This window comes from SAR324 cluster bacterium (assembly GCA_015232315.1).
Lineage (GTDB): Bacteria > SAR324 > SAR324 > SAR324 > NAC60-12 > JADFZZ01.
The window spans coordinates 1-13,168 of the sequence record JADFZZ010000038.1 but is presented as its reverse complement, the minus strand read 5'-3'; the positions used below and the strand labels follow the sequence as shown (position 1 = coordinate 13,168).

9 protein-coding genes are annotated in these 13,168 nt (G+C 44.0%); 4 read left to right on the top strand and 5 right to left on the bottom strand.

What is annotated here, in order from left to right:
• Window positions 1-447: 447 nt before the first annotated feature.
• Window positions 448-3,096 (top strand): SpoIIE family protein phosphatase, encoded by a 2,649-nt coding sequence (locus tag HQM11_18300; GenBank protein MBF0352991.1) that lies wholly within the window; start codon window positions 448-450, stop codon window positions 3,094-3,096.
• Between the two features lie 32 nt (window positions 3,097-3,128).
• Here HQM11_18300 and HQM11_18295 read toward each other — a convergent pair whose 3' ends face one another.
• Window positions 3,129-3,884 carry a hypothetical protein gene (locus tag HQM11_18295; GenBank protein ID MBF0352990.1) on the bottom strand — a complete coding sequence of 252 codons (756 nt, stop codon included), beginning with the start codon at window positions 3,882-3,884 and terminating at the stop codon, window positions 3,129-3,131.
• A 45-nt stretch (window positions 3,885-3,929) separates the two neighbouring features.
• Complete coding sequence (locus tag HQM11_18290) at window positions 3,930-4,856, bottom strand: prenyltransferase (protein MBF0352989.1); 927 nt, start codon at window positions 4,854-4,856, stop codon at window positions 3,930-3,932.
• A 172-nt stretch (window positions 4,857-5,028) separates the two neighbouring features.
• Here HQM11_18290 and HQM11_18285 point away from each other — a divergent pair, with 172 nt between their 5' ends.
• Window positions 5,029-6,807 (top strand): SpoIIE family protein phosphatase, encoded by a 1,779-nt coding sequence (locus HQM11_18285; GenBank protein MBF0352988.1) that lies wholly within the window; start codon window positions 5,029-5,031, stop codon window positions 6,805-6,807.
• On the opposite strand, the gene HQM11_18280 is transcribed toward HQM11_18285, so the two are convergent.
• Window positions 6,804-7,193: a response regulator gene (locus HQM11_18280; GenBank protein MBF0352987.1), complete on the bottom strand. Its 390-nt coding sequence runs from the start codon at window positions 7,191-7,193 to the stop codon at window positions 6,804-6,806. The genes HQM11_18285 and HQM11_18280 overlap by 4 nt on opposite strands.
• A gap of 157 nt (window positions 7,194-7,350) precedes the next feature.
• On the opposite strand from HQM11_18280, the gene HQM11_18275 reads away from it, so the two are divergent.
• Window positions 7,351-7,749: a hypothetical protein gene (locus HQM11_18275; GenBank protein MBF0352986.1), complete on the top strand. Its 399-nt coding sequence runs from the start codon at window positions 7,351-7,353 to the stop codon at window positions 7,747-7,749.
• A 280-nt stretch (window positions 7,750-8,029) separates the two neighbouring features.
• Here the strand turns inward: HQM11_18275 and HQM11_18270 are convergent, their stop codons facing one another.
• Window positions 8,030-8,200, bottom strand: a complete 171-nt coding sequence (locus tag HQM11_18270) for a hypothetical protein (GenBank protein MBF0352985.1) — start codon at window positions 8,198-8,200, stop codon at window positions 8,030-8,032.
• Between the two features lie 102 nt (window positions 8,201-8,302).
• Between HQM11_18270 and HQM11_18265 the strand changes: the two genes are divergently transcribed.
• Window positions 8,303-8,623 carry a hypothetical protein gene (locus HQM11_18265; protein ID MBF0352984.1) on the top strand — a complete coding sequence of 107 codons (321 nt, stop codon included), beginning with the start codon at window positions 8,303-8,305 and terminating at the stop codon, window positions 8,621-8,623.
• A gap of 568 nt (window positions 8,624-9,191) precedes the next feature.
• On the opposite strand, the gene HQM11_18260 is transcribed toward HQM11_18265, so the two are convergent.
• Complete coding sequence (locus HQM11_18260; protein ID MBF0352983.1) at window positions 9,192-12,647, bottom strand: DEAD/DEAH box helicase family protein; 3,456 nt, start codon at window positions 12,645-12,647, stop codon at window positions 9,192-9,194.
• Window positions 12,648-13,168 lie beyond the last annotated feature (521 nt).

Genomic DNA, 13,168 nt, shown 5'->3' with positions numbered 1-13,168 from the left:
TGGGGGATTTAACGCTCAGAATTACATCCCCCAACCCACTTGAATCAAGGGGGAATTGAAACACAGCACCATTCAGAATGCTTAAGTTGATGACATTGGGACGTAACCCGGGGCTACCGTTCCCGGTATCGTCCTTCCCGGTTCGCCACTCACTGGCTAAACGATGACTAAGGCCTCCCTTCCTTAAGGCTCCGGAAAAGTCTGGTTGAATCAATATTTTCATTCATGATGTTGTCGTTGCGGGGAATCTGATTGTCTTTTCTGATTTCAAACTCTATGGATTCAGTTGAGTCTTCCATGACCCACCTCCTGTGGGTGCGAAGCCGAGCTTCGCCTGGTGGATAACGTGCCCCACGGGACGTAGGGGCACGAGCAAACTTTTACAACTTATTTTTTTGCCGTTCCTAACAATATCATTATTCAACACTCGATCGTTTTGCCCGGCCCATGAAAAAAATCTTTCTGAGTTTGATAATCCTTCCGCTCTGCCTCGGGTTACTCGCTTGTCGTTCTGAGAGCGTCGAAGCTCCGGGCGCGGTCAACGGTGTGCTGGATTTGAGCACATGGGATTTCTCAAAAACCGGAGTGCTTTCCCTCAATGGCGAGTGGGATTTTTACTGGAAAAAACTGCTTTCAGAACACGAAGTGAAATCAGGTGTTGAGTCAACAAAGACCGGTGTTATTCAGGTACCCGGTATTTGGAATGGCTATGAGGTTGCCGGAGAAAAACCGGGGGGCGATGGTTATGCGACGTTTCATCTCAACATTCTGCTTCCTGAGAATCTGCGTCAACCTGCGTTACGAATCAGTTGCGTGGGAACAGCCTACCAACTCGAAGTCAATGGCACCGTGGTCGCGAAAAATGGTTTGGTAGGAACCTCCGCAGAACAGTCGATCCCGGCCTATGTTCCCCACCTGGTGAGTATTCCGCGCTCAGGTTCCACCATTCATCTCACCATGCGTGTGTCCAATTTCCATCATCGCCGGGGGGGAATCTGGCACCAAATCTTTTTTGGAGAACAAGCGCAAGTCATGGAACTCGACAAACAAATGGTTCGTTGGGATTGGTTTTTGTTTGGCAGTATTCTGATCATGGCCTGTTATCATTTCGGTTTATTCTTTCTCAGAAAGAAGGATCGGACCACACTGTATTTCGGTCTGTTCTGTTTGTCGCTGGCGATACGAACCCTGACGGTGGGAGAACAGTTTTTCTATTCAGTCATGCCTCAAAACTGGTGGTCGTGGATTCTCAAGGTTGAGTTTCTGAGTGCGTATCTGGCATTGCCGGCAATCTTCCTGTTTGTGTACCATCTTTATCCTGAAGAGTGGAACCGCGTCTTTCTTCGAACCATCAACTGGATTTCCGGTGCGTTTTTCCTGCTGGTCTTGCTGACACCACCACGAATTTATTCCTATGCAAACACCGTGTGGGAGCCTTTGCTGCTGGTCAGTCTGATGTATCTGGTTTATGTTCTGATTCTTGCCGGAGCTCATAAACGTGAAGGCGCCCTGGTTTTTCTGGGGGGATTTTTCCTGTTTTGTCTCACCATCCTCAATGATCTTCTGTATAACAATTATCTGGTCCATAGCGGATACATTGCGTCCTGGGGATTGTTGCTGTTTCTGTTTTCACAGTCAGTGGTGCTTTCAATCCGGTTTTCGCGGGCGTTTGTCAGAGTGGAAGAACTGGGCCTGTCACTGAAAGAAAAAAACCTGCAACTGCATCAGACCCTTGAAAATCAGGAAAAAACAATCCGGGAACGTACCCGTGAACTGGTCCATCTCAATCATGTGGCACAGACCGTAAATGCCACCCTTGATCTGGATCAGGTCATGTCCATGGTCAAACAGGTGCTTTCGGAAATTTTCCAGTTTGATCAGGTGGGAATATTCCTGGTGAACCCCGAAAAAACAGAATTGAGCCTTTATCGGTTTTATGAAGGGCTGATGGATCTGGAAAAAGCTAAAACACTCAAACGCGTTCCCGTGCCACTTCAGCAGGGTGTCAGTTATATCAGCGATGTGTTCCTCCAGCAAAAGCCTTTCTGTCTTTCACCGGTGACAGCGACATCCGCCAGGAATTTTTCTGCACTCGATCAAAAAATTTACAGTTTCAATCCTATCAAAGCCAGTCTGCTCTATCCCCTTCTGGTTCAGAACCAATCCATTGGCGTCATCTTTTTCAACAACACCCAAGACCCCTTTGATCTGCAGGAAACGATTCTGGTGACAGTGGAACGTTATGTCCATCAACTCGAAACGGCCATCAACAACGCACGACTCTATGAAAATTTAAAAAACACCTCCCTGGAACTGGAACATCTGAATCAGAATATGCTACAGGACCTGAATCTGGCGTCTGAAATACAAAATTTTACCATGCGCTTTCCACCAGACTCCAGCAGGATCAAGGGTGCCGTTGTTTTTTCTCCCTGCAATACCGTTTCAGGCGATTATTATGACGGATATTTGAATCGGGAAGGACATTTGCGAATGTTTCTGGGCGATGCCACGGGACACGGCATGTCTGCGGCACTGATCACCATGATGACCAAAATGGGCCTGAACAATCTTTCATCTCTCAAAAGCCCCGCGCAAATCATGCATGAATTGAACATCTGTCTGGCCTCATGCATTCCGCCGCATACGTTTATTACCGGAATTTATTTATGCATGACACCCGAAGGGGAACTCACCTTCTGCAATGCGGGGCATCCGGAATTGATCATCATTCCCGCGGATACAGGAACTCCGTTTTTACCCGCACAGAAAATCAGTATGCCGTTAGGGGTGCTGGAGGAAGAAGTGGAAGCCTACACTGAACAGGTGTATCAGCTCCGAAACGGCGATAAATTTTTGATTTATACCGATGGGGTGACAGAATGTCATTCCAATGAAGGCTTGTTCGGAATGGATCGACTGTTCTCCGTGTTGAGAGCTCACAGTCATTTGGCTATAAATGAACTGCTGTCGGTTGTGGAAGCCGCTTTAGACAATTTTCTGCCACACGGTGACTGGAAGGATGATGTCACCATTGTTGGCTTTCAACTGGAATTACCAGATATCGTTAAGCTTCCAGTCTTTGAGAATTTCTGAAAACTGATAGCTGACGGCTGAACGCTTACGTTTTAAGTTGATTCCAGTTCCACAGCTTTTTTCTCCCTGAGATCGTAATACGGCTTGTTCCAATCGGGACGGGCCTCCGCATTCCAGGTTTCCACAGGAATTAAATGCTGTCTGGCAAGATGTGAAAACAACCGGATTTCCACATCAGGTTCTCTGGAAAAAGAAAACACATTTCTGAATTCGCTTTCATGGGACAGGGGTTGGTAATCCATATCCGTTTTCTGATGAATGTTTTGATGCAGTTCCAGGCCTCGCATGATCAAATAATCCAGAAATTCTGAGGAAAAAGGTCCTCGGTCCTTCCTGTTTTCAGCATCTTTCTGAACCCACTTGATCCAGTCATAGCCATACATGAAATCATGTACATAGCGAAATTTCAGGGGGGACTGGATGCCAAAGAGTTCCTGAAGCATGATCATTTTTTTTTCAATTTCCCTGACATAACGCAGGCTATTTTCTTTTTCAGCAAGCGCATCCCGAATCAGGCACACCAGAAAATAATCAAAGTCCCAGAAAATATTTTCTGGAAAATGAGTGTATTGAGCTTCGACAATATGCAAAAATGAACGACCCACCTCGCTCAACAAATCAAGACAGTCTCTGGAGTTTCCAAACAAATGAATCATCTGTTGTCCCAATTGAGTGAACGACATGACATGTTCATGCTCAGGAGACAGGGACCGCGGATTCTGAATTCTGGAATTGAGAAACGTTTCAATAATTTGAAAAGACTGAATGATATTGTCTAACATTTTCATGGCCATCATGTGGTGATTAACGCTGCACGAGCGACCGGCCCCCCCTTACGCCTTGGGGTGCATCATAAAAACGAGCGATAAAAATATATGGCTGTACCAGATCAGCTTGTGCAGATGCGTCTTATAGAGTCCCTGAACAGCAAACGCATTGGTGACAACGGCAAACTCACACATCCGCATTTTTGTGGCATAATGCAACATGATCAGCACAAAAATCAATTCCAGGACCCCTGAAACCGGAGCTTGGGGACACATCGCCAACAACAAACCGCAAACCATCGCGAGCTGGACGAGCCGTCGGATGACGATTTTGGCCAACCTGTTACCCCACATAGTCACAATGGTCCGTTTTCCACCCATTCTGTCACTTTCTTCATCACTGAAACCACTGGCAATCGCGCTTCCCATACACAGCAATCCAAAAACGGGCAGAATATAAAAACTTTCACGGGGAAACGCTTCTCCACATAACAAAAACGTATTGAATGCCGGCAACACAAAACCGGTTCCCAGCATTTCAAGAAGTTCGCCTCCTCCCCGATAATTTAGTTTCAACGGACCGAAGGAATAGGAATAAAAAATTAAAATCCCCAGGATTCCCCACCAGCCTGTTTCCGGTTTATCCAGCAGAAATCCTCCGAGGATGGAAACAATTCCCGCCAGAACCCCCATAGCGATTCCCGCCTTGAGCACTGAGGATGCTGGAAGAATTTTGTCTGGAATTGTTTTGGGAGAGCAACCGTCTGGAAACAGTGAACGCTTGATGGCATCGGTATCCTGATCGGCCCAGTCATTCATAAACACAATAAAAGCAGTAAGGAACACTGTATAAATCAGGCCGAGGAGCATGGGGGCAATATGGAGTTGTCCCAGATGCATGATGCCAATTGATTGACCGAGCAGACATGGTACCAGCAGTTTGGGCCAACTGGCTGGTTTCAAAGCGTAAATCCATTTTTGTATTAACGTCATTTTGTCATTCTTGCGGCAATAGCATTGATGGTTCAATTTTTATGGATGCTGTTTTGTATGTTCCAGCCACTTAAATGCAAGTTTTTTTATGATATTTGCGGCAAAGCATTTTCTCTTTGCACGATTTTTGTTAGATCAATCCTGATAGCCAAATATTTTCTTGAAGGAGCACATGAATAAAAGCGTGAAGAGCCTATTGATTGCCGGGGCATTTGTCCTCTACGTTATCACCATTCTGGGCGTGATCGGGATCGTGATCGGGGTTGTCCCTGCTCAGTTGAAATACGAACCAATGATCTGGTTGAAAATGGGAGGTCTGTTGCTTTTGACAGGGACAATCCTGCTGCTTGGCGTGATGAAACTGTCAACGGTTCTCAACAATGCCCTGCAAGGGATTCTCCATGACATGGATCAGATCGCCGCTGGAAATATCCAGGTAGCCATTCAGCGTCCACAGACCTCCGAAATGAATGAGATTGTTGAACATTTGAAGGCCATTCAGAATGGGTTACGGCACAAAATTGATGATCTGACCACAATCAATGTCGCGGGTGAAGTTCTAAGTGGTATTTTGAATGAGGAAGAGGCTCTGAAACATGTCATGAGGATATTGCAGATACGCACCAATATCGACTGGGGATCGGCGTATCTCCTCTCGCAGGATTGTTTAAAATTTGTGACCTTTTATTCAGAGAAAGAAGATGACAGTGTGCTTCTGTTCGATGAAGCACACTCCGTGGATGATGCGCAAAAGCAGTTTTATGCCCGAAGTTTCAAGATGGGGGAAGGCGTCATTGGCAAATCGGCTGTGACTAAACAAATCATCTTTGTGCCCAACACGCTGGAATATCCTGAATATATTCTGCACGGGAATGATTTCCCCAAAACACTGATTTGTGTTCCCCTCATGGATCATCAAACCGTCGTAGGTGTCCTGAATCTCTCAGGCATGCCTGGAAAGGTTAAATTCCATGATGAAGACTGGGATTTTGCCCAAACGTTGGCTCGTATGACCGTGACCGTGATTAAAAATCTGCAGATGGTCAAAGAAGTTCAGGAGGCACTTTCAACCACCAGGCAACTGAATGAGGAGTTGCTCAAGGAAATGGAATTAAGACAGTTTGTGGAACAAACCTTTCAGGAAGCCTTTCAAAGCTTGAAATCCCAGCAATTACAGATGGTGGAAGAACTGGAACAGGCAAGAGATACCCAGAGGATATTGCTGCCAGGCACATTGCCTGTCCATCCTGACATCAAATTTTTTTCCAAATACATCCCGATGCTCCAGATTGGTGGAGATTTTTATAATATCATGGAACTTGAAAAAGATGTTTATGGGATGGTGGTCGCCGATGTAACAGGTCATGGTGTTTCGGCCGCCTTGATCGCGTTCATGGTTTCAGCGATTTTTCATGAAAGTATCAAATCCGGGTTATCCCCCTCACTCGTGATAACCATGACCAATGGCTACCTGGAAAACAAACTGGAATCGGGAAAATTTGCCACCATGTTCTATGTAATTTATGACACAAGAACCCGCATTCTGACCTATTGTAATGCTGGTCATCCACCAGCGGTAGTGATTCGAAAACATACGAAAGAAGTGCTCCCCATCACCACACGCGGAACCATGGTTGGACTGTTTCCCAACAGCATGATCACCTATGTGGAAAACAGCATCACTCTTGAACAAGGCGACAAGGTCCTGCTTTATACGGATGGAATCATCGAATTAGCTGACAGCAATGGAAATCAGATGGGGAAGGAGCGTTTTTTTGACTTTTTGAAAAAGAACTGCCAATTGCCTTGTGAAGAACTTGTAAAAAAGATTGTTAAGTTTGCCCATGATTATTCAGGTTATTCACCAATGCAGGCAATTGTGGATGACAAGGCGACTGATATTTATTTCAATGATGACATCACGATGGTCGGTTTTGAAGTATTGAATTAACGGAGTATTTTTTCGACTTTTTCGATTAACAGATCAGGTGTGAACGGTTTGATGATGTAGTTTTTCGCTCCGACCCTGAGTGCCTGAATGACATGATCATACAGCGATTCAGCGGTGACCATCAAAACCGGAATGGTTTGCAGAAGAGAATTGTTTTTCATTTTCTCAAGCAATTCAAACCCGTTCATTCTTGGCATGCTCCAGTCAAGAATAACCAGATCAATTTTTTTACCGCCAACGGATTGTGTCAGAATATCAAGAGCCTGCACCCCATCTTCGGCTTCCGTGAATTCACGGTACCCTTGCTGCATCAAGGTTTTAATGATAAATTTTCTCATGGAGATTGCATCATCAACAACCAGAATATGTTTTTCTGAAGCAGACATAAGACCTTGCAGTAAAAAATATTGTTGAGGGCTTTGAGAGCGTCTTTAGCAAACAGAGCTAAAATTTCCAAGAGATTAAAAAAATTGTTAGAACGTAATTATCCGGGGATGTATCCAAGTAGTTTGGAAGAATCATTTTTTTGATTGGAGGAAGATTATGAAAGTTTCGGGGACTAAAACTAAATGGATCATAGTGTTTGGAATTTTTTTTATTGCAACCATCAATGCCTGTTCAGAAAGTGACACCTGCGGTGATCTTGATCTGACTTGTATCAATGCGCCCAAGCGAACAGCGTTGAATGCCAAATTGAAAATTGAACCATCCAAAGTGGCGGTGAATCAGGAATTTCTGGTAGACGCTTCTGGCACTACTGGTGCGGACAAGGTGATCATCCGGATTGAAGGCCACCAAATGTGCGCCAACACCACTGGCTGTTATTACAGTTTATCGGAAAAAGGGGTGTATAAAATCACAGTCAAAGCCATCGCCTATATCAACGATGGTGCTGAAACCAGCGAAGACACAGGGTATGTGAATGTGATTTATGATTATTGATGCGTTCCCTTTTGAGAACGTCTGTCACACTGTGTTTTAGTCCTTCACGGGAATGAGATTCTGCTGCCGTTGTTAGTATACAGTTCATCCCCTTCGATTATTTGCTGTAAAATACTGTGACAAAGGGAGTACCGAAACAAAACATCCTAGAGTTTGCTCAGGTTTTCCTGCCAACGGTAAACGCTGTTTTTACTCACTTGAAAGGTGCGCGTGACCGCATTGGAACGGCAAAAGAATAAGTTGTAAAAGTTTGCTCGTGCCCTACGTCCCGTGGGGCACGTTATTCCTGATCGTTGATCAGTCTTGGCAAATACAGGTAATGGCAACTATCCTGCCACACTTTTAAGGCGGAAACTTCCGTAACGCCGTCCTTGAAATACCAACTTTCCAGGATTTTTCTCAAATGGATCGGAGACCATTCGTCAATCACCCATTCTTCTTCCAACCGCATGTTTCTTCTTTCATTTTTCCCAAATTACGCATTCGTATATCCGACAAATGTCTGTTAAAAAACACGAATGACTCTCATGTTGTCAAGTGCTGTAAATGCCCCTTGAATCGGGATAGTGAACAGTGCGAGTTTCGTCTGAAAGAATATTCTCGTATTGTCAGCGTGAAAACTGCCTGGACGAATTTGCGGGAAGAATCAGGTACGCAACACATCACGCTTCATGATTTGAGACGTTATCATAACACCAAATTACGGGAACATGGATTTTCGCATGAAGAATCGGGAACCTTGATCGGCAACTCCGAACGGGTGAATCGGCTTCATTATGATCCATTGCATGATGAACGGGTATTGGAAGGGATTGTTAAAAAAAGAAAGCAAGTCGGTCGAATTGTTCCGGTGATGCGAGAAAATATCGAGTAAAAACAAATTTTTGCCAAAAAATTTTGATGGATCTGAATTTCTCTCTTATGGTTCAAATATCGTTTGAATGGTTCTCAAAGTGGAACGGATTTTGATTTTGGAGGGAAAAATCTTGTAAGTCATTGATTTTTTGGAGCGAGAAACGGGGTTCGAACCCGCGACCTCAACCTTGGCAAAGAGACGAAACAGCAATTCATTAAAGTTGAAAAACACTAGGAATCTCAGTGTTTTCTGTGAGTTATACCCATTATTAACCCAGACAGGGTGTCAGGTTCCAAACCGCTTTACGTCCGTTCCAGTACGTATGGATACGGAAGTATGTTACTAATCTGTTACTAATTTGTGACAAGATTTTGTGGGTATTATCAAAGTTTCTCATACTCGTCCTTCGTCTCATGAATATCCTGTTGCTTTTTTATCAGCATATTTCTGCTGTGCTTCCTGAGGGATATTCAAAGATTTACCGAGAAATCCCCCAATTATCCCCGTTCTGCTTACCAAATTGACGTTGTGAAACTGGAGATGCTGCATTCCCAATCAAGTTATTTGTTTGAATGACTCTTTTGACTCAAGCCACTAGTCGAGCATTATCATTGATGTGTTTGATGATATTAACGATGGTGTCGGCATCTTTTTCAGGAAACAGACCATCCACACTTTCATGATGCATGTCGGTGAAAGGAGATTGATAGAGTAGGTCAATTTCCATCACTCCGTTTTGTGTGAGATAATTGATGATCTTGTTGATAAACTCAATCTGTCTGGCATTGAAAAAGTGCTCATCCAAATAGCGTGCAAACTCCTGTTTTGCCGCTTCCCGATCCAAACCGATCAGTCTGCGGATAAACACACTTAACGGAGTGTTCAATTCAAAAGCCTTGTCAAAAGTTTCTTTATTGCCGACGACTTCCGACGAAAATAAGAGCGTTTCGAGCATTTGAAGATCAACGGAGGTTATTGGGAGATTTCGCTTTAGCTTTTGAATCACCAAATGATTCTCCTGTTTTCGTATGAATGATTCTACTTTCAGTCGATATTGTTTAAGCTCACTGGCTGTTATATAAACGGTGTCAATCTCTTTGACGTCCCCTATCGTGTCTTCAAAATCAGTGTAGACAAGATTCTGATGTTGTTTGTCGATGAAATGAGCCAGATTTCGTATTCGTGTTCGAACATCTTCCAAAATGGGAAGGGTCATGTCCTGCCAGAAGTCGTCCGTTTGAAGTTCAAGGATCAGTTCCATCTGCACATTGACCATCGGAATGCTTCGTTTTTCCTCCAGTTGAGACGCAATCTCCACCACCTTGCTTTGATTTTTAGAGTAGTTGCCTGCTCCTGTGAGCAAGCTCATTTGCAACGATAGAATCAGCGAATCAAATCGTTTGGCGAAGTAATCCTCATTTGGAATTTCAGAAGGTAGCCCCATCAAATGCTCTTCAATTTCCGCAATTCCTTCAGCCGTAAGTTCATTCCAGGTCTCCCGTTTATCGTATTTTTCCACAAACTTGAGTTTTGGCCGCACAATGCAGTTTTGTTTGTTCATGTGGGCGATTTCATGGTGCAGAATATTCAGGATTTGGGTTCGCAATTCCTTTTGTTGAGGATCTTCCGCTTGGCTGAGTTTGTGGGCAATTTTTAAACGTTTGATAAAAATGGAATCGGATAAACTGACTTGTTTGGACGGTTTGACGCCTTCAGGGGTTTGTTGAAAGAATTCAAAGTTCTCACAATAATCAAAGATCAGAAAATGGGTTTTATCGACACCCAACCCAAACAAATCATGACACAGACGAGTCCCTCGCCCAATCATCTGCGTAAACTTGCTTTTGGATCGTACCATCTTGAAAAACACCAGGTTGACAATTTCAGGCACATCAATCCCCGTATCCATCATGTCCACGCTGACAGCAATCGTTGGACTTTTTTCAACCTTGAAGGAATCAATCAAGGATTGAGCGTAACTGTTGTAGTTGTCAATTACGGCGGTGAAATGTCCCATCAAGTGAGGATAGTTTGCGTCAAACCGTTTCTGAATAAATTCCGCATGTTTATGGTTTTTTGCAAAAATCACAGTCTTTCCCAAGCGATCTCCGCCTTCCACTTTGATACCGTTTTCCATCAGGTGTTTGAGTACCTTATCCACGGTATCTTCATTAAACAACCATTGATTCAGGGCGGAGGAATCAATGGATTCGGGGAGTTCTCCCGTTTCCTCATTCTCAAAGGTCATTTCATAGTCTTCTTTTTCTTCCTCCGAAAGTTCAGCATATTTGATGCCCTCCCGATGAAACTTCAAGGGAACACTGAAGGCTTTGGGGGGAACCAGAAAGCCATCTTGCCAGGCTTGTTCAGACTCATAAGCATAAGTCGGAACTCCAGATTCCAGGTCAAATAGCGAGTACGTGTTCCTGTCCACTTCGTCTTTAGGGGTTGCGGTCAGTCCCACCAATAAGGAATCAAAATAATCAAAGATGGCTTTATATTTTCGATAAATAGAACGATGAGCTTCGTCAATCACCAGAAGCTCAAAATGACCGGGGCTGAACAATTTGCTCCCTTCCATTTTGGCTTCATCAATTCGGTGGATCATCGTCTGATAGGTCGATAGGCAAATCCGATTGGGGATCTGGGTATCCGAAGAGGAAATGATGGTTGCCGTTGAATGAGGCAGGTGTTCCGCAAAAGCTTGTTTGGCTTGATGGAGGAGTGCGTTGCGATCCGCTAAAAAGAGCACGTTTTTGACCCATCCCTGTTTTTGTAACAACTCAATGAGTGAAATGACGGTGCGTGTTTTGCCTGTGCCTGTTGCCATCACCAGCAAGGCTTTCCGGTTTTTATGTTCAAAACTCTCCGTAATGTAGCGGATAGCTGCTTCCTGGTAATAACGACCGGATATATTTTTATTGATGGGAGCCTTGGATAGACTTTTTCGATTTTGACGGGCTTCGATCAAGCGTCCTAATTCATCCTTTTTATAAAACCCTTGCACCAGACGAGGAGGGTAATTCAAGTCGTCCCACAAGTAGGTTTCATAGCCATTTGTATAAAAGATAACAGGACGTTGTCCCTTCATTTTTTCAAGACAGTCCGCATAGAGTTTAGCCTGGTGTTTCCCGGCGGTTGCGTCTTTGGTGGTTTTTTTGGCTTCCACAACGGCTAAAGGCAGTCCATTATCGCCCCACAATACATAATCGACATAACCTTTTCCGGTTCCATAAGGCATCCCTTCGACTTCGTATTCCTGCACCTCTTTCTGGCCTGGATTCCAACCCGCCTCTTGTAACAAAAGATCAATAATATACTTACGGGTTTCCGCTTCATTATAATCATGTGGATCAGGAAGGGTTTGATTACGAGCCTTGTTTTCCTCAACTTGTTGTTTTCGTTCCTTTTCCTCATATTCTAGCAATTTTTTCAGGAGAGACTTTTTCTCTTCCTCTGTTTTTTGTAATAGAGCTTCTTTTTCCTGGAGTTCCGCCTTTCTGTGAGCTTCCTGTAGCAACAATTCCACTTTTTTTGCCTCAATCTCCGCTTCTTGCTGCTTTCGCTTTTCGTCCAGTTCCTTGAGTTGTTTTAAGGTGAGATCAGAAGCAGGTTGTGCTTGGGGCAGGAGCGCTTGATCAAAGATAACATTGGTTGGAGAGGTCTCACCTGTATAGTCACGATACAGCCAATAGAGGAAATGATGCAACTCCCTTAACACATGGACGGACTCGTTATGCCCAATAGGTCGTGAGCTATGAACCGCAAGGTTTCCAATCTTGTGGATGGTTTTGATTTTTGGGAAAAGGTCAGGTCTGAGGTTGTCTTTAAAGGTTTGCTCATGGATGAGCGCAGACAGGTTATCATCATAAGGTTGATGAAGGTCGGGATCATGCTTGTAGAGCCATTTGACCGCCCTCTCCAACGTGAACCGTGAATAAAAACAACATGTTCTTGGAGCCAAATAGACGTTCTTCTCCGCTTCCTGGGCTGTTTCTAACAGTTCTGACCATTCTTTGGCTAAAAACGCAAAATTAGACATGCTGGGTTCCCTCCTACCGTTTAATCAAATCGCAACTTTCTTCTCTTTGACAAATCCGGTAGAAAAAGCAATGCGACAGTGAATGGAAATAATTATCTTTCGGTGATTTGGGTTGCCACAGAAGATCTATATCGTAGGAAGCAAAATAGGGATCGTCTGTTAAAGTAGGAGGAGCATCCACCTTGTTTTAGCAATAATCATGCGGTCAAATGGATCACGATGAGGAAAGGGCATTCGACTGATTTCAATAATATGTTTCGCCAACAGTCAGTGGGAAGTAGGGCGAAACTGAACTTTGATCGTTAGATGAACTGATCATCTGATAACATACGTGGCAAAAATGGCACCCACTGATCCACTGCTATACCTTGTTGGCTTTTGACTAATTTATATGCTCGGGTTTTCTAAAAAAATTTCTTTGACAATTTAAAGCACTGGCACGGTTTATGCGCTAGGCGGCTTTTTCCAAAGAGAGCTCATCAACTGGTTCTAAATTGACCAATTCAGAGGAACATTTTCGA

What these genes read in the sequence shown, in the direction of transcription:
- HQM11_18280 (MBF0352987.1), bottom strand. Translation starts at nt 7,193, where the DNA reads ATGTCTGCTTCAGAAAAACATATTCTGGTTGTTGATGATGCAATCTCC.
- HQM11_18270 (MBF0352985.1), bottom strand. Translation starts at nt 8,200, where the DNA reads ATGCGGTTGGAAGAAGAATGGGTGATTGACGAATGGTCTCCGATCCAT.
- HQM11_18290 (MBF0352989.1), bottom strand. Translation starts at nt 4,856, where the DNA reads ATGACGTTAATACAAAAATGGATTTACGCTTTGAAACCAGCCAGTTGG.
- HQM11_18285 (MBF0352988.1), top strand. Translation starts at nt 5,029, where the DNA reads ATGAATAAAAGCGTGAAGAGCCTATTGATTGCCGGGGCATTTGTCCTC.
- HQM11_18295 (MBF0352990.1), bottom strand. Translation starts at nt 3,884, where the DNA reads ATGAAAATGTTAGACAATATCATTCAGTCTTTTCAAATTATTGAAACG.
- HQM11_18275 (MBF0352986.1), top strand. Translation starts at nt 7,351, where the DNA reads ATGAAAGTTTCGGGGACTAAAACTAAATGGATCATAGTGTTTGGAATT.
- HQM11_18300 (MBF0352991.1), top strand. Translation starts at nt 448, where the DNA reads ATGAAAAAAATCTTTCTGAGTTTGATAATCCTTCCGCTCTGCCTCGGG.
- HQM11_18260 (MBF0352983.1), bottom strand. Translation starts at nt 12,647, where the DNA reads ATGTCTAATTTTGCGTTTTTAGCCAAAGAATGGTCAGAACTGTTAGAA.